A 24,507-nucleotide genomic window follows, 5' to 3' on the forward strand; every position below is an offset into this window, starting at 1 on the left:
AAGGGATCGGCAATGAACCGTATTGCATTACTTGCTTTGGTAACTGTGTTGCTAAGTGGTTGCATATTTAAGAAAACACAAGGGCTGGTTTTTAATGAGCAACAGCGCATCATTATGGAGCCCGCAGTACTTGCACAAGGGGTCATTGTCGAAAACCCAGTGATAGGTAGTGAAAATCATCAAACTATCGCTACTATTAACATGAGTAATTCACAGCCTAAAGTGGTGAATATTGCTTATCGTTTATACTGGTATGATAAGCAAGGATTAAACGTAGAAACATCGAATACCTTGTATCAGCAAATCGCAGCAAATTCTGATGTGAAAGTTCGTGCTGTGACTTCTTCTCCACGTGCAACAAATGTACGTGTTCATGTATTTTTATCGCCAAAGGCCGGAGAATAATAATGAAACGCATCTTAATGGTTGCTGCCGCGACATTAATTTTGGCTGGGTGCCCTTCATATCCACCTCAACAACCAGGTACACAACCCCCAATTGTGCCAGTAGAGCCGGAAAAACAACCAGAAGTGACTCCGCCACCCGTTGATGTTGTTCCAACTCCACCAAAGCAACAAACAACAGATTGGTCCGCTTCCATTACACCTTTAGTTAACCAAATGGCCAGTGCGGATGGGGTCGAAAACGGAAAAGTACTGTTAGTTGATTCAGTGAAAAATAACACGAATGGTTCAATACCGGTGCAAACTGTAACATCAGTTATGACAACCGCGGTTGAGAACACCAATCGTTTTAAAGTGGTTCCCGCCAGTGTGGTGAGTTCCGCACGTAAAACACTCGGTTTATCACAAGAAGACAGCTTAGTCACCCGTAGCAAAGCGATAGGGTTAGGCCGCTATGTCCAAGCGGAGTATGTGATTTACAGCGTGATGTCAGGTTCAAATAAAGAAAGAAGCCTTGAAATGCAGTTGATGGATGTGCAAACGGGTGAAATTGTTTGGACTGGAAAGCACAATATTGAGTAACCAGCAGTCACTTTTTCGACTGTTAGTGACACATTTTCCTACAATCTCTGTACGTGATTGGAAAATATCCTCACTAACAGGGCTGTCGGGGGGAAGTTATTTGGTGGAATATTTTCTACCTGCTCGCGAAGTGAAGCTGATAGCGCGTGCAGATGGAAATGCACAAACTGCTTTGTATGTTGACCGAAAGAAAGAAGCGCGGATATTGCAGCAATTACGCGCTTATTCATTTACACCTCAAGTGATTGGTCGGAATTCACAATGGTTATTATTAGGGTGGTGTGAAGGGCAACACCCTGATAACAATACTTTTTTGTTGCCCAGTTACCAGTGTGAGCTTGCAAATATAGTCACACAATTACATTGTGCTCCACTGCTGGGGTATCATTTACAACTCCGCAATGAAATATCTCATTACGGCTATTTAATTGATAAAAAACGGTTATCACCTCGCTGGAAAAAACTCCATCGCCATTTTATCTCTGCCTCTTTCCCAAAAATGCTGAAACTCGCGCCTGCCCATATGGATATTCATGCAAAGAATATTATATGCACATCAACAGGGCAGCTAATGCTATTGGATTGGGAGTATGCGGCAAATACAGATATCGCATTCTCTTTAGAAACCTATTTCCAATTTAATGGTCTGACAGACATTCAGCGAGATTTTTTCTTGAGGCAATATTGTGATGTTCACGGTGCTTATCGAGACAAACAGCAATTGGCGAAAAGCTGTCAATCATGGGCACCTTGGGTAAAATATATGACATTAATGTGGTATGAAGTGCAGTGGAATGAAAGCCAGTCAATTGACTTTTTGGTACACTCACAATTATTACGGCAATATTTTGGTTTAATAGGTTGATAGCCAAAGGCTATCAGAAAACAGTATCGGATTAAGACAATTAGTTTAATAAGTGAGGCATGTTATGGGCCCTATAATGCTAGATGTTCAGGGTTATGAATTGGACAACGAAGAGCGCGAAATATTAGCTCACCCATCCGTGGGGGGGTTAATACTGTTTACCCGTAACTTTCATGACGCAGCCCAATTACGAGAGCTTGTCCGCCAAATTCGTGATGCATCAAGACACCGGTTGTTGATAGCTGTTGACCAAGAAGGTGGTCGAGTACAACGTTTCCGTGATGGTTTCACCGCATTGCCTTCTGCTCAGGCATTTGCAGCACTCAATAGTGAAATCGATGGTGCTAAACTTGCTGAAGAGGCGGGTTGGTTAATGGCATCAGAGATGATAGCTATGGATATTGATATTAGTTTTGCACCTGTTTTGGATCTTGGCCATCAAAGTATTGCGATAGGCGAACGCTCATTCCACGAAGATCCAGAAATTGCGATGGTCATGGCAGAACGTTTTATTAAAGGTATGCGCAGTGCGGGTATGAAAACGACAGGGAAACACTTTCCTGGTCATGGTGCAGTGAAAGCTGATTCACATAAAGAAACACCACGGGATGACCGCTCCTTGGAGAAAATTCGTGGTAAAGATATGTTGATTTTTAAAGACTTTATACAACGAGAGCTACTCGATGCAGTTATGCCTGCTCATGTTATTTATACCCAAGCTGATGATCGCCCTGCGAGCGGTTCACCATTTTGGTTAAAATCAGTATTGCGAGAGCAACTTGGTTTTCATGGTGTCATTTTCTCTGATGATTTATCGATGGAAGGCGCTGCGGTGATGGGAAGTTATCCTGAGAGAGCCCAAGCATCGTTGAATGCGGGATGCGACATGATTTTAGTCTGTAATAATCGTGAAGGTGCAGTCAGCGTCTTAGATAACTTACCGAAACAATATGATAGCCAAGCTTCTAAGCTATATCATAGCGGCCGACAATATAGTTTAACAGAGTTGCAAGCAGTTGAGCGTTGGAAAAATAGCCATCGTCAACTCGTTGATTTGCATGAGCGCTGGCAAGAACATCGCTAATAATTTCTAGTACATCTGAAAGGCCAGTAATTTATTACTGGCTTTTTTGCATAAGTACGCAAAAAAGACAAATTGCTTTGCATGAATAAAATAATAAAATTATGACTTGTGGTAAAAGTTACCCGTAACTTTCTTGTTTTTTACAGTTAATCCAAATGTTCTTTTCGACTATATTTGATAAAAATGAACTAATACTTATTTCACTATTAAAAATAATTAGAAGGTTTTTATTAATCTCATTAGTGTTATGTTTCATTTTTGAAAAAATAAAATAGAAATATTGATTGTTTTATTTGTTGGTAATTATATTTTGAGTTTAATTGAAACAAATAACCATATATTTGCATTATGTCTGGGTTTTTATGTGGTTAGGATGCTAGGTATAGCTATGTTAATTTTAATAATGAAAGCAATCATCTTAAAAAGTTAAGATGATTTTAACTAAATGAAAAATAGAATGATTCAATTAGTGCTTAATAACTATTGGTGCCTATCATTTGCTCAAGTGTTACTTAATTTAAATTTGCCTACAGAGAATAATACTTTCTCTTATGAGGGGGCTATAGAACGATCATGAGTAAATATACATCAACAAATACTACGCATTCATATGAAAGTTTCTATTGGGTGAAATTTTATACATATAGCCAATATGTATAAAGCTATTACAAATACCTATTTAAGTGGATGAGTTAACAAATAAATGAATTGCCGATAAAATTCTATTCAAAATAATGAGTTACATATTAAATTTACCTTAAAATAAAATGTGACATGCATCACTATTAAAAAGTAGCTTATTGCAACTGATGTGGCGTGTTGTGACAGCGATCGTTTTAATTGACATAAAATTACGATAGCATTCGTATTATGAAAGATTTATGACAATTTAGAGTGATAAGTAATCAATTAAAAAGATAGCAATTTAATGGTTGCATTTTAAGTTAAATATTCAAATTTATTTGAGATGATTATTTCTCAGGGATGTTTTTTGCTCTAAAAAATTATATAGGAAATAAAGTGAAATTTTTTTCTTAATAAATAATACAGTGTCGATAAATACAGTGCCGTAGTGTGAGGTTTAAGCTAGATAAACACCAAATATGAGTAAGTGGCGCTATCGAATCAATAATGTATTTTTGAATTCTTATAAGGAATATTTCTATTCATAGTAATAAGTAAACACAAATACAGGAAAATACTGTATTGAATTTTATATTTAAAATGACTTATGTGTTTGAAATGGATGTATCTGTTTGTCTTTAAGTTAAATTGTTTTATTAAGCTAAAAATAAAAATGGTGTTTTGTTGTTCATGGAAACATGGCACAGCATAAAATTAATTCAAATAATCATTAACTAGGTTAATTCCAATGAAAGTTAAAAATATTGCGTTATTAATGCTTTCTCCTTGCTATTTAGCGGTAGCAATGGCAAATGCCAGCAACTGGGAAGATTCTATCAAGGAAAACTCATTCATTGCGGATTCGGAGCTAGAGCTGTCAACCCGCAACATGTGGAAATACTTAAAAACAGAAAACCGTTTTGATAAAAACGAAAACCGTTATCGAAAACAAGTTGCGAATGCTTGGGGACAAAACTTTCAAGCAGATTTCAAATCAGGTTATTTTGCTGATGTAATTGGCTTTGATGCCTCTTATTACGGCGGTATCAAACTGGGGGCAAGTAAAGACTTCGCCTCCCGTGCAATTTTATATAATGATGATGGCCATGCGAAAGGGTACAACAAAATTGGTCAACGTTATGCAAAAGTAAAACTGGACCTTGAGCCAGTAAAATTTAATGCGAAAGCAGGTTGGTTTACGCTGAAAAATACGGGTATTTTCACGAATTCACAGCGTTTATCATTGAACAGTTATAGCGGTTACTACACTAATACTGCGATCAGTGATTGGAGTTTGGATTTATTATATCTCGATAAGAAAGTCATGCGTCGCGATAGCCCAAATATTGATGCGATGTATTTCACTGATGCTAATGGTGTTCGACACAATGTTAATCATGTCATTACAGGTGGTATTAACTACAATACTAAACCATTGAAAGTATACTATTTCTATGGTCAAGCAGATGATTTATTCCGTCAACAAGGTTTAGAAGCAAAATATAAACTGACTTCAGATGTGACACTCGGTACACAAATCTATAACCATGAATACGGTAGTGATGGTAAACGTACTGAAACCGATAAACAAAAAGGGAAGCGTAATTTTGACAAACGTGCATGGCACTACGCAGGAACGGCAGAATGGCGTATTCCTGAGTCACCTTGGACGTTAAGCACAGGTTTAACTCATACCCAAGCGAAAAAAGCGAATGGCGTAGGTCAGTTTGCGCGTAACCCAATTGGTAACACTCGTGGCCGTTTTAACTCCCCAGCCTATGCAGATATCGACTACGTACGCGATGGTGAAACCATGGTTGCAATGGCCGCAGAGTATCGTATTAGTAAAGAACTCTCTGTTGGTGCGCGTACTAACTATTCAGAATTTAAATATGAAGGTGAAAGATTAAAACAAGGTCAATTTGGTCTATTCAGCTATTGGAAACCAACTGAAAACCTTTCTGTTTCGTTAAGTGGCGGTCTGGGCTGGCACCACCGTCAGGAGAACGACTACACGACGCCAAAATTATATGATGGTCACTCACGTCGTGCACACTCGTTATCTGGATCAATGACAACGACTTATCGTTTTAAAATGTAGTCGATAGTTGAAAAGGATTAAAAAAGGTAAAATAAATGAAACATAAAATTGGATTACTCACACTGCTCATTTCTGGTGCACTTTTAGCGGGTTGTGCTCCCAAAAATACAGATACCGTAAAAGTACAAGTCATTGGTATTAATGATTTCCATGGGGCTTTACAAGCCCCAGGTGATGGTAAATTAGGTGGTATTGAGTCAATTGCCACGCTGGTTAATCAATTAAGAGCGCAAAATGATAAAACTATCGTTGTTGGCGCGGGTGATTTAGTCGGGGCAAGCCCATTACTGTCATCGATGTTTTATGATGAACCTACCATTGAAGCCTTAAGTGCGATTGGTATGGAAACCAGTGCAGTTGGTAACCATGAGTTTGATAAAGGTAAAGAAGAGCTGCTGAGAAAACAAAACGGCGGCTGTCACCCAACAGCAGGTTGTGTGGGTAAAGATTCCTTTGATGGTGCTAATTTTAACTACTTAGCGGCCAACGTTATTGTGAAAGAAACAGGAGAAACTCTGTTCCCATCTTACTTTATTAAAGAGTTTGATGGCATTCCAATGGCATTTATTGGTTTAACGTTAGAAGGTACGCCAGCTATCGTGACACCAAGTGGAACCGCAGGGTTAGAATTCAAAAATGAAGTCGAAACTATTAATAACCAAGTGAAATTATTAAAAGCACAAGGTATTAACAGTATCGGTGTTCTGATCCATGAAGGCGCAACACAACAAGTTGATACCAAAGTTAAAGATATTAACCGTTGTGATAATATCAAAGGCCCAATCGTTGATATCGTTAAACAATTAGATGCGAATGTAGACTTTGTTGTCAGCGGTCATACACACCAAGCTTACAATTGTGAAATCAATGGGATGACAGTAATTTCAGCCCAGTCTAACGGGACTTTATTATCTCAATTGAATATTGAGATTGATAGAAATACGAAAGATATTGTTAGTATCAATGCAAAGAATATCCCTGTTGAAACGAGCCGTTATGAGAAAAACCCTGAGTTAACCACGTTCGTACAAAAATACGAAAAAATTGCCTTGCCTATTTCGCAACAAGTGATGGGCTCTTTAACAGCAAATGTGGATAAAAAATTATTGCCTGCAGGAGATTCAACTCTAGGTAAGATTATTGCTGATGGGCAATTATATGCAGCTTCCAGCAAAGAAGCGGGCGGTGCGCAAATTGCGTTTATGAACAGTGGCGGTATTCGTGCTGATATGAAAGCAGGGGAATTAACTTACGGTGATATTTTCACTGTCCAGCCATTCTCTAACGTGGTTGTTACGCAATCGCTAACAGGTGCACAAATTAAACAAGCGCTTGAGCAGCAGTGGGACCGTGCTCGTCCACAAGTTATGCCAGTTTCTAAAGGTTTTTACTACGAGTGGGATGACAGCCGCCCAGTGGGTGATAAAGTTATTCAAAAATCAATGAAATTAAACGGTAAGCCGTTAGACATGAATAAAAGCTATCGTGTTGCTGCGAATGAATTCTTAGCAACGGGTGGTAGCCGTTTCTCTGCCTTCAACCAAGGTAAAGACCGTGTTTATAGCCTGCCAGATAACGAAGCGTTAATGCAGTACTTTAAAGATAACTCACCAGTTTCCGTTCCAACGGATGTGCGTATCAAGAAAATTAAATAATAAAATTTAATATTCCATTAAAAGCTCTGAGGGTGTTTATCATCCTCAGAGTTTTTTTTGTGCTTAATTTCCGGCATGGGGTAACGATGAGAAGGGGGGATTGATTGTGTTTACTAAATAAAAAATGATAAAGTAATAATTCTCATTATCATTATGATTTTGTGAATTTAAACAATTGATTGATATAACGGCTAAAAAGCTGACTCGATTCGTTTGGGGAAAAAAATGATTTGACGAATGTGATCGTAGTCATAATAATCAACTAAATTGATGTGAATCAATATTTGGTATTACCAATAGACCAGTCATGATATTCTAATAGGGTTAGTGTGAGTTGTGGCTAATTATTGTTATATAAGGTTTTTTTATGAGAAACCTTAAATAACATTAATATATTTTGTTTCGAGGGATTTATGACCTTATCTCAACCCAAAATCATCGTTGTCGGCGGTGGGGCTGGTGGATTAGAACTGGCAACACGTTTAGGCCGTAAGTTAGGCCGTAAAAAACGCGCACAAATTACCTTGGTTGACCGCAACCCAAGCCATTTATGGAAACCACTATTACATGAAGTGGCGACAGGTTCGTTAGATGATGGCGTCGATGCGATAAGCTATTTGGCCCATGCTCGCCATAATGCATTTAATTTCCAATTAGGTTCACTCACGAATATTGACCGTGAAAATAAAAAAGTGGTTCTCGGTGAACTTTATGACAAACATGGTGAATTATTGGTCCCTTTGCGTGAACTAGAATACGATATTTTAGTGATGGCGTTAGGAAGTACGTCGAATGATTTTGGTACACCAGGTGTTAAAGAACACTGCATTTTCTTAGATAACCCACACCAAGCGCACCGTTTTCACGACGAAATGCTAAATCTGTTTTTACGTTACTCAGTTCGTGATAACGCAGAGGAGAGCGTTAATATTGCCATTGTTGGTGGCGGTGCAACGGGCGTTGAGTTATCAGCGGAACTCTATAACGCAGTAGAGCAACTGACCAGTTATGGCTTTAAAGGGCTAGACACAGATGCATTGAATGTCACACTAGTTGAAGCGGGTGAACGTATCCTGCCGGCTTTACCGCCGAGAATTTCAAGTGCCGCACATCAAGAACTTAATAAACTCGGCGTGAATGTATTGACGAAAACTATGGTAACCAGTGCTGATGCAGATGGTTTGAATACGAAAGAAGATGGTAAAATTCATGCGGATCTCATGGTTTGGGCTGCAGGGATTAAAGCACCTGATTTCATGAAAGATATCGCTGGGTTAGAAACAAATCGTATCAACCAATTGGTGGTAAAACCAACGTTACAAACGTCTCGTGACGATATGATTTTTGCCATTGGCGATTGCGCTTCTTGCGCTAAGCCAGAAGGGGGATTTGTGCCACCAAGGGCTCAATCAGCTCACCAAATGGCCAGCCTTTGTTATGACAATATTGTCGCTTTAATGAAAGATAAACCTTTAAAAGAATATGTTTATAAAGACCATGGCTCATTAGTTTCACTGTCTCGCTTTAGTACAGTTGGCAGCTTGATGGGGAATTTAATGCGTGGGGATATGATGGTAGAAGGGCGTATCGCTCGTTTTGTGTATATTTCTTTATACCGTATGCACCAAATCGCATTACACGGTTACATTAAAACGGGGCTAATGATGCTTGTTGGCAGTATTAACAGAATTATTCGTCCAAAGTTAAAATTGCACTAGTCAACGACTAGCTACTTGTTTAATTTGGTTTTATTAGCACTATGCACCTGTATATTCGTATAACAGGTGCATTATTTTTTATTATTTATAATGATAAATAATAATGTTAAAAAATATATTAACTCAATCTGTCAAGGTTTATCTATGTTAAATATTGCGTAGAAAAACTATTTAGATCAAATTTAATAGGTTAATTATCGATTATATTGTCACTATTACTTATATAAATATATATTTTATTTTAATGAAACTTAAACCTAGAAATTAATATAAAATAAATGATCCGAATATTAACTTATCTTAAGTTTTAAATAATTAAGATGTAAATCCATTTATATAACGATAACAGCCAACCATAACAGGCTCTTCTATTATCCTATTGATTTAAAACAGTAATATTTTTGATTGTAATCAATAGGTGAAGTTGCACTAATGGTAAAGTTTATTTTTCTAAAACAGTTATAATAAACATATGTTTTCATGATAATTTAAGATAATTCTAAAAAACAACACTATTAGTAGGTAATTATCGAATTATTTTGAGTAGTGGTTACAATAGGCACGGCATATTTTAATAAGGGTTAACACGATGAAGCTAAAATTTAAGTTGTTATTAGCAACTGTAGTGATGCTCCTTATTGTATTGCTCGTGAATTCATTCAGCCAAGAGCCGGAAACTAAATTGGCTACGGTATTATCGGTTGAGCCGATCAAAGCGAATCGCCTTGTTGAGTACGAAAATTGTACAGTAACAGGGGTTTTAGGCACCTTTAATCAGCAATCTCTTTCTCGTTTTCACCCTGCACAAAGCGAATGCAAAATGATTTTTATGATTGAAGCATTACAAGGGAAAAGCTTTCCATCTCTATTTGATATGCAAAATCAAACCTGTGTTAACACACAAAAAATGGAATTAGTGATTGTTGGATATGACGTTGTGTATCAAATTGGTAAAACAGTTGGAAAAGTCAGAACATCCTATGAACCATCAATGTTTATTCCTTTAGATGATAAAGGGCGTTTGGTGCTCACTTCATCCAATTCAGTATGTGAAACCATGCGCAGTGATATAAAAGAATTATTACCCTTTTATTGTTTACAGCAAAATGAATTACCAATCACAAAAAACTCATCAGCAGTCTTAGAACTGCAACCGAATAAAAATACATTTGGCTTTATGGAATAATTTTTTCTATAAATATTATAGAGATAAAAGGCTACAAGAGTAGCCTTTTATCATTTTAGAGCATCAAACTTAGCTAATTTGATGCTCTTCAAACCCAATGAGTAATTGTTTAATAAACTCTAGTCGAGAAACTCTTTCTGTTAAATCATGGAAAAATTTTAGTCTAACAGGGCCATCTAACCGATAAGTTTGTGGCTGGTTTTGTAATAAGCTTATTAAGAAACTTGGGTCGACTTTATTTTTATCACTAAACTCAATAAAGCCACCTTTTTCATGAGCTTCAATACGTTTAATACCAAGAGCTTGAGCTTGTAATCGAATAGCTGCGTTCGCTAATAGGAATTTACCTGCGTCAGGTAAACTACCAAAGCGGTCGATCAGTTCTGTACGCAATTCGTCGAGCTCCGGACGGTTTTTTGCACTGGCTATTCGTTTATAGAAAGACAAGCGAATATTCACGTCGTGAATATAGTCGTCTGGCAACAGAACAGGCATACGCAACTCAACTTCTGTTTGTTGGCTAGTTAAATCTTCTAATGAAGGCTCACGCCCCTCTTTAAGCGCATCGACAGCACTTTCTAATAGCTCCATGTACAGGGTAAAACCAATAGTGGTCATTTGCCCACTTTGGTCTTTACCAAGTAATTCACCCGCACCACGAATTTCTAAATCGTGAGTTGCTAAAGCAAAACCAGCTCCTAAGTCTTCCAATGATGAAATGGCTTCAAGGCGTTTATGTGCATCGGTGGTCATAGCTTTGGGATGCGGGGTGAGTAAGTAAGCGTATGCTTGATGGTGAGAGCGACCAACTCGTCCACGTAGTTGATGGAGTTGAGCTAATCCGAAATGATCCGCGCGTTCAATGATAATGGTATTCGCTGTTGGTATATCAATACCAGTTTCAATAATTGTGGTGCATATCAATACATTAAAACGTTGATGATGGAAATCTGTCATTACGCGTTCTAACTCGCGCTCGCGCATTTGGCCATGCCCAACAACAAAACGTGCTTCAGGGACTAACTCTTCAAGGCGGGTCTTTGCCTTTTCAATATTTTCAACATCATTGTAAAGGTAATAAACTTGGCCGCCACGTAAGGTTTCCCGTAAAATTGCCTCACGGACAACTAAGTCATCATATTGGCGCACAAAGGTTTTTACAGCCAAACGACGTGCTGGTGGTGTGGCGATAATAGATAAGTCACGCATACCACTCATGGCCATGTTAAGAGTACGAGGAATAGGTGTGGCGGTCAGCGTTAAGATATCAACGTCTGCACGCATAGCCTTTATTCGTTCTTTATGGCGGACACCAAAGCGGTGCTCTTCATCGACGACGAGCAAACCTAAATCTTTCCATACTAAGTCACTTTGTAGCAACTTATGGGTACCAATTAGAATATCAACTTTGCCTTCCGCGGTCTGGGTAATAATTTGTTGTTGCTCTTTCGCTGTTTTAAAGCGTGATAACATTTCTATGCGGACAGGCCAGTTAGCAAACCTATCTTTAAAATTATCATAGTGCTGTTGTGCAAGTAGTGTCGTGGGGACTAAAACGGCAACTTGTTTGTTATTATTAATCGCAAGGAATGCGGCTCGCATTGCCACTTCGGTTTTACCAAAGCCCACATCACCACACACGAGTCGGTCCATTGCTAATGGTTGGCACATATCACTGAGAACAGCATTGATGGCGACTTCTTGGTCAGGCGTCGTTTCGAATGGAAAGCCTTGACAAAATTCTTGGTATTGTTGTTTATCATGCTTGAATGCAAAGCCAGCCTTAGCGGCTCGTTGTGCATAAATATCAAGAAGTTCAGCAGCAACATCGCGTACTTTTTCTGCGGCTTTCTGGCGTGCACGACCCCAGCTATCACTACCTAATTTATGCAATGGGGCGTTTTCATCAGCGCCACCTGCATAACGGCTAATTAAATGGAGTGAAGAAACAGGAACATACAGTTTATCATCACCGGCATAGGTTAAAATTAAATATTCCGCTTTAATACCGCCCGCTTCTAAGGTAATTAAACCTTGGTAACGGCCTACACCATGCTCAATATGTACCACAGGTTGCCCAGGGCGTAATTCAGCTAAGTTGCGAATGAGGGTGTCAGTATTAATGGTGCGGCGGTTATCTGCCCGGCGACGAACAACACGCTCCCCAAGCAGGTCACTTTCGCAAATTAATGCCCTATGGATATCGGATTGAATAAAGCCGTGTTCAGCGGCACCAATGGTGATGGCAAATCTGCTGTCAGTAGGGCTAGTATAGCTTTGAATAATTTCAGGGCGAATTTTTAAACGGGCTAATAGCTCGGTAACGGTTTCACGTCGGCCTTCACTTTCCACAGAAAAGACGATGGTTCCATCAAATTGTTCAGTAAACTGACGCAATTTTTCAAGCGGCGTTTTGCTTTGCCCTTGTGTGCTGATATCCGGTAATGGCAGGTAATCTAAATTAGTATTTGCCGCTTTTTTGGGTAAAGATTCGAGGGATAACTGAATACGCGGCCATTTTTTTAATGATTGATTAAGTTGTTCAACAGTTAACCATAGCTCAGAAGGGGGGAGTAATGGGCGCATTGGGTCAACACCACGGTTTTCATACCGTTGTTGAGTATCAACCTGAAAGCGTTCAGCTGCTTCTTGTAAGCTCTGCGAAACAATTAAACTTGATGGCGGTAAATATTCAAATAAAGATGGCAGTGGCTGAGCAAAAAATAAAGGCTGCCAATATTCGATACCCGTCGGTAAGGTGTTTTTACTGACTTGTTGGTAAATATGCTCTGGATCACGGCGAACTTCAAAGCGCTCGCGCCATTGGCTACGGAAACGTTCAATAGCGTCTTTATCGGTCGGGAATTCATGAGCTGGGAGTAAATTGATTTGCTCTACTTCTTCGAGTGTTCTTTGTGAGTCAACGTCAAACGTTCGTAAGCTATCAATTTCATCATCGAAGAAATCAATACGAAACGGCAACGAGCTACCCATGGGAAATAAATCGAGTAAAGCGCCCCGTGTGGCATATTCACCATGCTCTAAGACTTGCTCTACATGGCGGTAGCCAGCGTTATCGAGCTCATTACGTAAGTTATCACGGGAAAGTTTGTCACCTTTTGCCATCACTAAGGCATGACTGGTTAAAAAGTCAGCAGGACAGACTTTTTGCATCAATGTATTGACGGGAAGAATTAATGCGCCTTTTTGCAAACTGGGCAAACGGTACAGTGTCGATAAACGATGAGAAATAATTTCCTGATGGGGGGAGAAATTGTCATATGGCAATGTTTCCCAGTCAGAAAGAGTCTCTATAGGGTGTTGTGTAAACTGTTGAATTTCATCTCTTAAACGTAATGCATTTTGCATATCACGTGTCACGATGATCACAGGCCCTTGGTGACGTTGTATTATTTCTCCACATTCAAGTGCACCAGCCGCCCCGATAAGGCAACCTAAATGGCGAACATCGCCACTACGACTAGGGAGTTCATAACGAAATTTTGACAACATAGAAATCTTCGGTATCTCACAGCGATTAGTAAGCAGTTAAACAAGAGTTAGCCCAAACATAGCCAATTTTTGTACGAAAAATAGTTAAGTTAATCAACAAATAGTTAAACTACAAAATTTATAACAAAACAATCAGTTTTAACTCGTAATTCGTCTGAAAGTCAGACAAAAAGGCACTTAAAGCAGAAAAAAAACCATCGGGTGGTTCCATTCATCAATCGTACCCTTTATTATCGCTGAACACTTCGCTTTGGCAACAGGGGCATCATAGATTTCATGCACCAATCTGTCTCATTATTTATAGGCCTACGCTATTTACGTGGGCGTGCTGCGGATAAATTTGGGCGTTTCGTATCCAGTTTATCTGCTATTGGTATCACACTAGGGGTTGCGGCATTGATAACCGTCACCTCAGTGATGAATGGGTTCGAGCGATCGTTACAAGATAGCATACTTGCTTATATGCCGCAGGCAATTTTAACCTCTGCCTCTGGAAATATAGACCCAGCAAAATATCCAATATCCGATCTACAACATTTAAAGGGTGTCAGCCAGATCGCACCTATTGTGCAATCTGATGTGGTATTACAAAGCCGAACCAATGTTGGCGTGGGCGTTATGGGGGGAATCGACCCCGAAGAATCTTCGTTGTTATTGGATAAACTGGTTGTCGGGCAACGCAATGACCTCAAAGAAGGCAGTTATAATGTTTTTCTCGGGAATAAACTTGCAGAAACGCTCGGGGTAAAACGTGGTGATGAGGTTCGCTTAATTATTCCAGGCGTGAGTCAGTTAACACCGATGGGGCGCATTCCAAGTCAGCGCCTATTTACTGTGGCTGGTATTTTCCAAACAAATGGGGAAGCGGATACGAGTGAACTGGTCGTGGCACAACAAGATGCCGCACGTATGCTTCGTTATCCCGCAGGCCACATTACTGGGTGGCGCTTATATTTAGATGAGCCTTTACAAGTTGACGTTCTAAGTCAGCAAGCGTTACCAGATGGCTTAGTATGGAAAGACTGGCGGGAGCGTAAAGGGGAGTTTTTCCAAGCCGTTCGCATGGAAAAAAATATGATGGGCTTATTGCTTAGCTTAATTATCGCAGTGGCGGCATTTAATATTATTACCTCGCTATCACTGTTAGTGATGGAAAAGCAAGGTGAAGTGGCTATTTTAAAAACCCTAGGCCTCAAACGTTGGCGTATTTTAATGATATTTATGATCCAAGGCGCTGGAGCGGGGGTGATTGGCTCACTCATTGGCACGATATTAGGCACGATACTTTCTAGTCAACTGAATGTCATTATGCCGCTGATCGGTTTATTACCCAAAGGCGTCTCTTTACCTATTGTGCTTGATTACTCTGGTATTTTAATTATTGCACTAAGTGCAATGCTGATTTCTCTGCTGGCAACGCTTTATCCTTCTTGGCGTGCAGCAGCGGTTCAACCTGCTGAGGCTTTACGTTATGAATAAACAACCACTTCTGGTCTGTGAAAAATTAAGCAAAACATATCAAGAAGGGACATTGTCGACGCAAGTGTTGAAAAATGTCAGTTTTTCCATGGGGCGTGGGGAAATGATGGCCATCGTGGGAAGTTCTGGTTCAGGTAAAAGTACCTTATTGCATTTATTGGGTGGCCTAGATACCCCTTCAGAAGGGAATGTTATCTTTCGTGGACAGCATATAAATCAATTAACCTCAGATGAGCGTGCTGCTATTCGTAATAAAGATCTCGGTTTTATTTATCAATTCCATCACCTTTTACCGGATTTTACTGCCCTTGAAAATGTGGCAATGCCTTTATTAATTGGGGGGATTGCGAAAGAAACTGCGTTTTCTAAAGCAACTGAAATGTTAGAGGCAGTTGGGTTAGCACATCGGGCAGGGCATCGGCCTTCTGAATTATCAGGGGGAGAGCGCCAGCGTGTTGCTATTGCAAGGGCGTTAGTGAATGAGCCAGCACTGGTTTTGGCAGATGAGCCGACAGGTAACCTTGATTTACGTAATGCAGATGCCATTTTTGAGTTGTTGGGTGAATTAAACCGAACACAGCGAACCGCATTTTTAGTCGTCACCCATGATATGACTCTGGCTCGGCGCTTATCCCGCCAATTGGAAATGCGAGATGGGCATTTGCAACAGGAAATTACCTTGGGGGCTCGGTAATGTCTAAATTGCCTCTTTCACTAGTCACGGCGCTGCGTTTCAGCCGTGGTCGACGCCGAACAGGGATGGTTTCGTTAGTCTCGATAGTTTCAACGTTGGGGATTGTTCTTGGGGTCGCGGTGCTAATTATCGGTTTAAGCGCAATGAATGGCTTTGAACGCGAATTAAATAACCGTGTGTTATCTGTTGTTCCCCATGGGCAAATTTTTGCTGTTAAGCCACCGTATAAAAATTTGGAGTTTGCTGAGCAAGTTATCCGTAAAACGCCCGGTGTAGAAGGTGTTAGCCCTTACATCAATTTTACGGGGTTACTTGAACGTGGTGCAAATTTAAAAGCAATTCAAGTCATGGGGGTTTCACGAGAAACTCAGCCACAAGTCAGTGCGTTACCTCAGTTCATTCTCAATGATGCTTGGCAACATTTTGATGCAGGCAAACAATCAATTATTTTAGGCCAAGGTGTGGCGGATGCATTGAATGTGAAGGTTGGGGACTGGGTCACAATCATGATCCCAAATACCGATGCTAGCTTGAAAATTCAACAGCCTAAGCGTATTCGTGTACAGGTGACGGGTATTTTTAAACTTAGTGGTTTGCTCGATCACCAGTTAGCGCTCGTTCCACTCGCAGATGCACAGGAATATCTCGACTATGGGGATGGTGTGACAGGGTTTGAAATCAAAGCAACAGACCCATTTATTGCCGATCAAGTCGTTTATGATGCAGGCTTGAAAACAATGCATCATGTCGTCGTAAAAAGTTGGATAGGCGATTATGGCTATATGTATAATGATATTCAAATGGTTAGAAGTATCATGTACTTAGCTATGATATTGGTGATTGGCGTTGCGTGTTTTAATATTGTTTCTACCCTTGTTATGGCAGTTAAAGATAAAAGTAGTGATATCGCTGTATTGCGCACCTTAGGGGCAAAAGATAGGCAAATTCGTGCTATTTTCTTATGGTATGGTTTGTTGGGCGGCCTTGTTGGTTCATTGATTGGCGTTGTGCTTGGGGTCGTCATATCATTAAATCTAACACCCATGATTAAGGTGGTAGAGGCTATTGTTGGCCATCCAATTTTATCGGGTGATGTTTATTTTATTGACTTTTTACCTTCTGAATTGCATGTCATGGATGTGGTTTATGTTTTAATTACAACCATTGTATTGAGCTTACTAGCTAGTTGGTATCCTGCTCGTAGGGCAAGCAAATTAGACCCTGCACGTATTCTTAGCGGGCAGTAGCTATTAGTAGGGTTATAGGGTTAGAGAGCCAATGGTTTTTAGGAGACGATACTAAAAACTTATTGGCTCTTCCTATGATTACTGCGCAGCTAAAAACATCTGCTTATAACTACGAGTTTCCACCATTTCTTCTGTAAACCCATATTGCTTAGCGGTCGCCATCAATTCTTGATATAGAGCTTCAAGTAAATCCTGCTCATCTGTCATAATGGCAAATTCAGCAAACCAGCCGATCCCACTAAGGTGGTCAATTGTAATGTGGATGTCATTCAGGAAATAAATGCTTCTTATTTTAGTTGTGGTTAAGTAGCAATGATATCCCAGTGTCGTTAACATGTTTTGTACATGGCGGCAGTCATCAATATTAATGGCTTTGCATTCAGAAGCTCCAGGCCCTTTAACTATCCATAATTTTATGCCTGATGGCACCATTTCACGTACACACATACTGACGCCATTGTCAGCTAGTGGTAGATGCGGGTTTTCATAGAAACAATCTGTTTCTGTATTATTTTCCGTAAAGGGTTCAGCCAAGTCGGCTTTTATTTTATGCAGAAAAGTATCCGGGTCCGGTAAATGAAATTTAATTTCAGCTTCATATTTACCGACAAAGTGTTGGCTCATGTAAAGTTCCTTGGTACTAACCTTCAGGATAATGATGGTAACACAAAGCGAAAATCGACGAGGGAGATAAAGATGAGGTTAGCGAATAAGTAAGTGCCTAGGTGTTTAAATTAGGCACTTTTAGCATACATTCTACTGGTTATTTTTTTGTCATTTTATCTAGATAACCCATAACGAATGCAGATAATACAAAGGTTAAATGGATAACGACATACCACATCAACTTGTCATTTGAGACACTTTTCAAGTCCATGAAGATTTTTAATAGGTGAATGGAGGAAATAGCAACAATGGAAGCTGCGACTTTATTTTTTAATGATGAAGCATCCATTTTACCTAGCCAGCCTAGTTTTTCACTGCTGTCAGGGATATCCATTTGGGAGACAAAGTTCTCATAACCAGAAAACATCACCATCACCAATAACCCACCGACTAATGCCATATCAATCAATGATAATAGCGTTAAAATTAAGTCAGCTTCAGGAATTGAAAGGATATTTGGCAAAATATGGTATAGCTCTTGAAAGAACTTAATGGTTAAAGCCAATAGTGTCAGTGAAAGCCCAAAATAAATAGGCGCTAAAATCCAACGTGAAGCATACATCGCTCTTTCAAAAAACTTTTCCATGAAACCCCTTTTAGTGGTGAATTAGCAACACAGTAAAATCTGCGAGGCGTATTTTAACTGCACGGGGAGTGAACGAGAAAGGTTTTTTTATTGTTTTACAGTTACGAACGTTTTATGGCGAATTTATGAAATATTAGTGTCATTTTTATGAATAAAAAGTGACAAAATCGATACCTTCGATATTTTTATTTGCATTCAGCGAGATGATGCGTTTTAGTATGTTAACATTTAGATAATGTCATCAGTTGTGGTAAGGAAATAGTTAGTATGCCAATAAAGTATATACTTGGAGCTTGATTATTTTAAAAATTCCAAACAATCAGCGTTTATAAGTTTGTGTCGTAATGACATGATAAAAACAATTAATATTTAACATGATATAAGTTTATTGGTTATATGGATGAAAGGAAGCTTTGATGTTGCGATTTCGTTATAGGTTGAAAAAAGCTCGTAAGAATAAATGTATACGCCGCCAGCGACTTCGTAACCGGTCTTTTTATATAGATAATAGATTGGGTAATATGAAAAATGTCAATATTGTCGTTTTAACAGGAGCAGGTATTTCAGCCGAATCTGGGATCCAAACATTCCGTTCTGCGGATGGTTTATGGGAAGAGCATCGCGTTGAAGATGTGGCAACGCCTGAAGGTTTCGAACGTAACCCTAAATTAGTACAACGTTTTTATAATGAGCGACGTCGGCAGTTACAGCAAGAAAATATTAAACCTAATGCTGCTCACTATGCACTTGCACAGCTTGAAGAAATTTTTGGTGACCGCTTTTTGTTAATTACACAAAATATAGACAATTTACATGAAAGAGCGGGAAGCCAGCGGGTTATCCATATGCATGGTGAACTATTAAAAGTTCGCTGTAATTGGTCAAATCAAGTATTGGAGTGGAAAGGGGATTTATCGGTCGATGACCGCTGTCATTGTTGCCAATTCCCTCAGCCACTGAGGCCCCATATTGTTTGGTTTGGTGAAATGCCAATTGGAATGGATTATATTTATCAATCCCTTGAATCTGCGACCATTTTTATCTCTATTGGAACCTCTGGCCATGTGTACCCTGCTGCAGGCTTTGTTCATGAAGCTAAATTACATGGGGCACATACGGTCGAACTGAATTTAGAGCCTAGCCAAGTGGAAAGTGAGTTCGATGAAAAACACTATGGTTTAGCCAGCAAAGTCGTTGTTGAATATATCAATAAGCTTATTACTGAGTTACAGGTTAAAAATACCGCGCAATAAGCTTTCAATACATAACATTATAAGGGGAAACGTATTGTTTCCTCTTATAGGTTAGACGTTTGTATCCATCATGGCTGGCATCGTAATCTCTTTGACGCAGGTTGCATTGCTCGTATTGGCGATAAAACGCACGGCATTGACAACGTCTTGTAATGGGATCAATTGCCCATGACTTTTTTCAATGACTTCGTCAACGGGGGTAGTGAGTGGATACTCAGTCGCTAAATAACCTAAATTTATAACCGATATTGCTATTTTATCTTCCCGTAATGTTTCTCTTAACGATTGAGCTATTCCCCTGATGGCATATTTGGTAGCAGAAAAGGTGACTTCCTTGCCATTATGATTATCTAAACCCCATGTGGAACCAATCAATATAATCTTGCTATTTTTCGCTAAACGCAAATTGGGTAACAGTGCTTTTAAGTTCAATAAACAGGCGCTGATATTAGTCTGAACCATATTCAGCAGCTCTATGTCATCAGTCGATTCAAATTGATACTCTTCACTAAAAGCGAGTTTCTCCCATATACCCACATTATAAATTAAGGTATGAATAGGTTGACTCTGAATAACAGACTTAATGGAATTCGCGCTATTAATGTCATTTAAATCAGCAGGGATCCACGTAAAATTAGTTTGCTCAAAAGGAGGTTTTGAGCGAGAAACACCGTAAATATGGTCTGTATTTTCAGGGAATCCTTCGACTAATGCCTTACCTAATCCTTTGCTAACACCATAAATTAAACATGTTTTTGACATGAATTTTCCTATAAACGAGTAAAATTTTGTTTTGTTTATTATTAGCTAGTAAATAAAATAATAAGGCTTCATATATAGCATACTATTTCAATTTAATGATTGATGATTAGTGTAGTGGATGAATGATATTTAACCAAATGGTGTGCTTTTAGGTAACAAATAAATAATAATCGAATAATTAATACAATTTGATTATTACCCTTATTTATTATAGGTATTGATTGCTGCCGTAATAGCCAACCTGTAAAAGATAGGCTAAAAAATAAATTTCATTAAAGATTTATCATAAAAAATAGTGAGCATTAACAGGAAAGCTGATTTGAGACAATAATTGAATCTGTGATCTTTCCCATAATATAGGCATTGATATTTTAGGGGGAAGGGTATGGACAAACTCTTAGAGCGGTTTTTTGAATATACCGCTTTCGATACACAATCAAAGCTAAACGCAAAAACAGTACCCAGCAGTGCAGGACAGTTAAAGTTCGCTCGTGCATTAGTTAATGAACTGAATGAGTTAGGTTTTGAAAAAATAACGCTAAGCGATCAAGGTTGCGTGATGGCTTATTTACCGTCAAACGTTGATTGGGATGTTCCTACTATTGGTTTTATTTCACATTTAGACACAGCGCCTGATTTTTCAGGTAAGAATGTGAGTCCACAAGTCCTCGAAAATTATCGAGGAGGGGATATTGCGTTAGGTATTGGTGATGAAGTGCTATCCCCTGTGATGTTTCCGGTACTCCATGAAATGATTGGTAAAACGCTGATCATGACAGATGGTAAAACTTTATTGGGTGCCGATGATAAAGCGGGTATTGCAGAAATAATCACAGCCCTCGTACGCTTAAGGGAAAAAAATATTCCTCATGGTAAAATCTGTCTTGCATTTACCCCTGATGAAGAGATAGGACGCGGGGCTCGCCATATCGATTTTAAACAATTTGATGCATTGTGGGCCTATACCGTCGATGGTGGTGGAGTTGGTGAATTAGAGTATGAAAATTTTAATGCGGCCAATGTTTCCATTAAAATTGTTGGCAATAACACTCATCCCGGTACAGCCAAAGGGGTGATGGTTAATGCATTAGGGCTAGCGAACCGTATTCATTCGATGTTACCTCCTGATGAAACACCTGAAAATACAGAAGGGTATGAAGGGTTTTATCATTTAACATCGTTAAAAGGTACAGTTGAAAAGGCCGAGTTGAATTATATTATTCGTGATTTTGACTTAGCAGGCTTTGAAGCTAGGAAGAAAAATATAATTCGAATTGCTGAAAAAGTTGGCGAAGGGCTGCACCCAAGCTGTTATATCGAACTGACACTTGATGATACCTATTATAACATGCATAAAGAGGTCATGAAGTACCCACATGTTATTGAATTAGCGAAACAAGCAATGCTTGATTGTGGTATTGAGCCAGTTATTCAACCTGTCCGTGGTGGTACCGACGGTGCACAGCTTTCACATCGCGGTTTACCATGTCCAAATATTTTCACAGGTGGTTATAATTTCCATAGTAAACATGAATTTATAACACAAGAAGGTATGGAGCAGGCTGTTAGTGTGATTATGCGTATTGCGGAGCTAACGGCCATTCACGCACGGCAATCGTGATATTTTATGAGAAGTAAGAGAGGTTGTTGACAAAGTGGGATAAAAGCGTGGTTTTTCCCACTTTGTGTTATCAGCCGAAAATCAATAAATTGATTTTCCTAATTTATTTTCAAAACCTATTCGACTTGTCGCCAAACATAATATGTTTGTCAGCACTCTTACTGTTGTTATTGAAATAATACAGAAATACCACTAAGTGCCAGTAAAACTCCCATGACTAAATTAAACCGCTTTAATGTCTTAGGTTGTTTTAGCCTTTCTCTTAATTTACTACCAAACATAGCCCAGATAGCAACACATGGCCAATTGATGGCTGCAAATATGACAGCGACTTGCAACATTGATAAATAAGGTGAAATTGTATTGGTATACATCGCCATTCCAGAGACTGCCATCATCCAGGCTTTAGGATTTATCCATTGAAATAATGCTGCTTCTAAGAAAGTTAGTGGTTTAATTTCTTGGTTATTTGTCTGTGCAATTGAATGGCTAATAGTGGTTTTCCATGCAAGCCAGAACAAATAAATAATTCCAAAATATTTTAATATCGAATAAACCATAGGGGATGATTGAATCAATGCGCCCACCCCTAGCCCTACTGCCACTAACATAATAAGAAAACCAATTGATACTCCAAATGAATGAGGTAATGTTTTTCTAAATCCAAAATTAATACCTGAAGCAAGTAACATAATATTATTTGGGCCTGGAGTTATGGATGTCACAAAGGAAAACAATGATAAAGCCAAAAGAGTTTCTATGTTCATGTTGTTATCATCTTTAAAAGGGACAATTAACGCTGTGCGTGACTGGCGACGGTGAAGTCAAAACAGTTTAAAATTGAATCAAATAATGTGCTTTATCTTTGCGTGCTTACGGGCAAGAAGGGGACATATTGCGAGTAGGTGCTAGCGGGATATAATATATATTAAAATAAATAATTTAGTTATTAATAATGATGTGTTAATTGTAGTCAGCGGTTTTCAATTGATGGTCAGGAGGGCGCTGCCATATCATACTAATAATATTATTTTTAATAAAAGACCCATAATGAATGGGCCTTTTTCACAAATATAAATTTAATATTATCAGTACCGATTAATCATCAAAATACCAATAACCATTATTAACGAGCGCAGTAAGCAGTGCGATGAAATTAACATCATCAATGGCATCAGCTAAATTTTCGCTATTAACGGCATCATAGCGGCATAAACTATCAGCGGCCTCATAACACTCAGTTTCCAAGCATTCACCATTAACAAAAAATTGGTCGCCAACGCGTAATGCTCTGAGACCATTTAATTTGTATAAGGTTTCTTGCTGAGTTTTTAGCAAATCATAGATTTCTTCTTGCTCATAAGGCGGTTCAGGTGGCGCAATGTCTAACTCGTGGCGTGATTGGGAGATAAACTCACCTAACCATTTGCGAAAGAGCTCAGGGTCATTAATGAGTGATTCCATCATCTCACGCAGCTTAATTTGTTCACCTTGCAAGATCTCCGCGGGGTTATCACGGAATGATAAATCAGGGTCACTATAGCGGTAGCTGCCTAAATCGTTAGAAATTAAGTGATCGGCAAAGCTACTGATTAATTCACGAGTATTTGGTGCACGAAAGCCAACCGAGTAATTTAATGAAGGTTCAATGGCGTAGCCTTCATGTGGGAACCCAGGTGGAATGTACAAAATATCGCCGGGTTCCATTTCTTCGTCGATGATGGCATCGAAAGGTTGTACTTGCAGTAAGTCAGGGTGCGGGCAATGTTGTTTCATTGGGATTTTTTCGCCCACGCGCCAACGACGGCGGCCTTCACCTTGAATAATAAATACATCGTATTGGTCGAGGTGAGGACCTACACCACCGCCGGGGACCGAGTAGGAGATCATTAAATCGTCCATTCGCCAGTCTGAAAGTACACGGAATGGTTTCATCAACGCAGAGCTTGGGTGATGCCAATGGTCAACAGCCTGAACTAAAATAGACCAATTTTCTTCACCGAGATGGTCATAGCTTTCAAATGGGCCATGGCCAACTTGCCAAATCCCTTCTTTATGGCTAACTAAACGGCTATCAACCTCATCTTCCATCGCCAAACCTGCAAGTTCGTCAGGCGAGATAGGGTCAATAAAATTTGCAAACCCATTTTTGATAAGCAGTGGGCGCTTCTGCCAGTGACTGTCGAGGAAACTTTGCCAGTCGAGATTTAGTTTGTAATCCATCTTATTGTCCCTTGGAGCTGCTAAATATAGCTAATCAGTTTATTGCAATATACCCGGTCTCAATTCTACAAAATGACCTATATGTGTAATGGTATGATGTTAAATAAACTTTATGAGAAACATATAGTAAAGGTTTATCTTGAGAGTAAACCAATCAGTTACCCTAAATTACTTTTCATAAAACACTTCACAAATAGTATACCGGAAATGGTTTGTAAAATAGGGGGTAAACGGACACATATCA

General features: G+C 39.1%; 19 protein-coding genes. 13 read left to right on the forward strand and 6 right to left on the reverse strand.

Annotation, left to right across the window (positions count from 1 at the left end):
* The first annotated feature begins 12 nt into the window (after nt 1–12).
* The 8 genes from M1F17_RS09345 (at nt 13) to umoD (ending at nt 10,219) form a co-directional block, all read left to right on the forward strand.
* Nucleotides 13–405, forward strand: a complete 393-nt coding sequence (locus M1F17_RS09345; RefSeq protein WP_094960431.1) for a YcfL family protein — start codon at nt 13–15, stop codon at nt 403–405.
* Between the two features lie 2 nt (nt 406–407).
* Nucleotides 408–986 (forward strand): penicillin-binding protein activator LpoB, encoded by a 579-nt coding sequence (gene lpoB, locus M1F17_RS09350; RefSeq protein ID WP_004253278.1) that lies wholly within the window; start codon nt 408–410, stop codon nt 984–986.
* Entirely contained in the window at nt 979–1,851 is an 873-nt protein-coding gene (locus tag M1F17_RS09355; RefSeq protein ID WP_094960432.1) for a phosphotransferase, read from the forward strand. Before lpoB ends, M1F17_RS09355 begins: the two co-directional genes overlap by 8 nt.
* 64 nt (nt 1,852–1,915) lie before the next feature.
* A complete protein-coding gene (gene nagZ / locus M1F17_RS09360; protein ID WP_094960434.1) occupies nt 1,916–2,935 on the forward strand; it encodes a beta-N-acetylhexosaminidase in 1,020 nt (339 codons plus the stop codon).
* 1,372 nt (nt 2,936–4,307) lie between these two features.
* Nucleotides 4,308–5,660: an OprD family outer membrane porin gene (locus M1F17_RS09365; protein WP_004253295.1), complete on the forward strand. Its 1,353-nt coding sequence runs from the start codon at nt 4,308–4,310 to the stop codon at nt 5,658–5,660.
* Nucleotides 5,661–5,695: 35 nt separating this feature from the next.
* On the forward strand, nt 5,696–7,315 hold the full coding sequence (locus M1F17_RS09370; RefSeq protein ID WP_094960435.1) for a bifunctional metallophosphatase/5'-nucleotidase: 1,620 nt from the start codon (nt 5,696–5,698) through the stop codon (nt 7,313–7,315).
* Nucleotides 7,316–7,728: 413 nt separating this feature from the next.
* Nucleotides 7,729–9,033 carry an NAD(P)/FAD-dependent oxidoreductase gene (locus M1F17_RS09375; RefSeq protein ID WP_004253300.1) on the forward strand — a complete coding sequence of 435 codons (1,305 nt, stop codon included), beginning with the start codon at nt 7,729–7,731 and terminating at the stop codon, nt 9,031–9,033.
* A gap of 589 nt (nt 9,034–9,622) precedes the next feature.
* Entirely contained in the window at nt 9,623–10,219 is a 597-nt protein-coding gene (gene umoD / locus M1F17_RS09380; RefSeq protein ID WP_004253302.1) for a UmoD family flagellar biogenesis regulator, read from the forward strand.
* 69 nt (nt 10,220–10,288) lie between these two features.
* On the opposite strand, the gene mfd is transcribed toward umoD, so the two are convergent.
* Entirely contained in the window at nt 10,289–13,732 is a 3,444-nt protein-coding gene (mfd, locus tag M1F17_RS09385; protein WP_318837410.1) for a transcription-repair coupling factor, read from the reverse strand.
* 276 nt (nt 13,733–14,008) lie between these two features.
* Between mfd and lolC the strand changes: the two genes are divergently transcribed.
* The 3 genes from lolC to lolE are packed head-to-tail and all read left to right on the forward strand — an operon-like array spanning nt 14,009 to nt 17,152.
* Nucleotides 14,009–15,211, forward strand: a complete 1,203-nt coding sequence (lolC, locus tag M1F17_RS09390; RefSeq protein WP_004253308.1) for a lipoprotein-releasing ABC transporter permease subunit LolC — start codon at nt 14,009–14,011, stop codon at nt 15,209–15,211.
* Complete coding sequence (gene lolD / locus M1F17_RS09395) at nt 15,204–15,905, forward strand: lipoprotein-releasing ABC transporter ATP-binding protein LolD (RefSeq protein WP_096863868.1); 702 nt, start codon at nt 15,204–15,206, stop codon at nt 15,903–15,905. The genes lolC and lolD overlap by 8 nt, the downstream gene beginning before the upstream one ends.
* Complete coding sequence (gene lolE, locus M1F17_RS09400) at nt 15,905–17,152, forward strand: lipoprotein-releasing ABC transporter permease subunit LolE (RefSeq protein WP_004253316.1); 1,248 nt, start codon at nt 15,905–15,907, stop codon at nt 17,150–17,152. Before lolD ends, lolE begins: the two co-directional genes overlap by 1 nt.
* Before the next feature lie 78 nt (nt 17,153–17,230).
* Here lolE and M1F17_RS09405 read toward each other — a convergent pair whose 3' ends face one another.
* A complete protein-coding gene (locus M1F17_RS09405) occupies nt 17,231–17,776 on the reverse strand; it encodes a class IV adenylate cyclase (RefSeq protein WP_140172518.1) in 546 nt (181 codons plus the stop codon).
* A gap of 139 nt (nt 17,777–17,915) precedes the next feature.
* Nucleotides 17,916–18,404, reverse strand: coding sequence for a TIGR00645 family protein (locus M1F17_RS09410; RefSeq protein ID WP_094960443.1), 489 nt, complete (start codon nt 18,402–18,404; stop codon nt 17,916–17,918).
* A 419-nt stretch (nt 18,405–18,823) separates the two neighbouring features.
* Here M1F17_RS09410 and cobB point away from each other — a divergent pair, with 419 nt between their 5' ends.
* On the forward strand, nt 18,824–19,657 hold the full coding sequence (gene cobB, locus M1F17_RS09415; protein ID WP_036958103.1) for a Sir2 family NAD+-dependent deacetylase: 834 nt from the start codon (nt 18,824–18,826) through the stop codon (nt 19,655–19,657).
* Nucleotides 19,658–19,708: 51 nt separating this feature from the next.
* On the opposite strand, the gene M1F17_RS09420 is transcribed toward cobB, so the two are convergent.
* The gene (locus M1F17_RS09420; RefSeq protein ID WP_004253328.1) at nt 19,709–20,419 is read right to left on the reverse strand and encodes an SDR family oxidoreductase; all 711 of its coding nucleotides are present in this window, start codon (nt 20,417–20,419) and stop codon (nt 19,709–19,711) included.
* 385 nt (nt 20,420–20,804) lie between these two features.
* Here M1F17_RS09420 and pepT point away from each other — a divergent pair, with 385 nt between their 5' ends.
* Nucleotides 20,805–22,040 (forward strand): peptidase T, encoded by a 1,236-nt coding sequence (gene pepT, locus M1F17_RS09425; RefSeq protein WP_144140193.1) that lies wholly within the window; start codon nt 20,805–20,807, stop codon nt 22,038–22,040.
* A gap of 167 nt (nt 22,041–22,207) precedes the next feature.
* Here the strand turns inward: pepT and M1F17_RS09430 are convergent, their stop codons facing one another.
* The gene (locus tag M1F17_RS09430) at nt 22,208–22,807 is read right to left on the reverse strand and encodes a LysE family translocator (RefSeq protein ID WP_004253335.1); all 600 of its coding nucleotides are present in this window, start codon (nt 22,805–22,807) and stop codon (nt 22,208–22,210) included.
* 331 nt (nt 22,808–23,138) lie between these two features.
* Complete coding sequence (locus tag M1F17_RS09435) at nt 23,139–24,263, reverse strand: cupin domain-containing protein (RefSeq protein WP_164455547.1); 1,125 nt, start codon at nt 24,261–24,263, stop codon at nt 23,139–23,141.
* Between the last annotated feature and the right edge of the window lie 244 nt (nt 24,264–24,507).

This window comes from Providencia sp. PROV073 (assembly GCF_033688125.1).
GTDB lineage: Bacteria > Pseudomonadota > Gammaproteobacteria > Enterobacterales > Enterobacteriaceae > Providencia > Providencia hangzhouensis.

Coding starts and splice junctions, on each gene's coding strand:
- M1F17_RS09345 (WP_094960431.1), top strand. CDS start 13: ATGAACCGTATTGCATTACTTGCTTTGGTAACTGTGTTGCTAAGTGGT.
- lpoB (WP_004253278.1), top strand. CDS start 408: ATGAAACGCATCTTAATGGTTGCTGCCGCGACATTAATTTTGGCTGGG.
- nagZ (WP_094960434.1), top strand. CDS start 1,916: ATGGGCCCTATAATGCTAGATGTTCAGGGTTATGAATTGGACAACGAA.
- M1F17_RS09365 (WP_004253295.1), top strand. CDS start 4,308: ATGAAAGTTAAAAATATTGCGTTATTAATGCTTTCTCCTTGCTATTTA.
- M1F17_RS09370 (WP_094960435.1), top strand. CDS start 5,696: ATGAAACATAAAATTGGATTACTCACACTGCTCATTTCTGGTGCACTT.
- M1F17_RS09375 (WP_004253300.1), top strand. CDS start 7,729: ATGACCTTATCTCAACCCAAAATCATCGTTGTCGGCGGTGGGGCTGGT.
- umoD (WP_004253302.1), top strand. CDS start 9,623: ATGAAGCTAAAATTTAAGTTGTTATTAGCAACTGTAGTGATGCTCCTT.
- mfd (WP_318837410.1), bottom strand. CDS start 13,732: ATGTTGTCAAAATTTCGTTATGAACTCCCTAGTCGTAGTGGCGATGTT.
- lolC (WP_004253308.1), top strand. CDS start 14,009: ATGCACCAATCTGTCTCATTATTTATAGGCCTACGCTATTTACGTGGG.
- lolD (WP_096863868.1), top strand. CDS start 15,204: ATGAATAAACAACCACTTCTGGTCTGTGAAAAATTAAGCAAAACATAT.
- lolE (WP_004253316.1), top strand. CDS start 15,905: ATGTCTAAATTGCCTCTTTCACTAGTCACGGCGCTGCGTTTCAGCCGT.
- M1F17_RS09405 (WP_140172518.1), bottom strand. CDS start 17,776: ATGAGCCAACACTTTGTCGGTAAATATGAAGCTGAAATTAAATTTCAT.
- M1F17_RS09410 (WP_094960443.1), bottom strand. CDS start 18,404: ATGGAAAAGTTTTTTGAAAGAGCGATGTATGCTTCACGTTGGATTTTA.
- M1F17_RS09420 (WP_004253328.1), bottom strand. CDS start 20,419: ATGTCAAAAACATGTTTAATTTATGGTGTTAGCAAAGGATTAGGTAAG.
- pepT (WP_144140193.1), top strand. CDS start 20,805: ATGGACAAACTCTTAGAGCGGTTTTTTGAATATACCGCTTTCGATACA.
- M1F17_RS09430 (WP_004253335.1), bottom strand. CDS start 22,807: ATGAACATAGAAACTCTTTTGGCTTTATCATTGTTTTCCTTTGTGACA.
- M1F17_RS09435 (WP_164455547.1), bottom strand. CDS start 24,263: ATGGATTACAAACTAAATCTCGACTGGCAAAGTTTCCTCGACAGTCAC.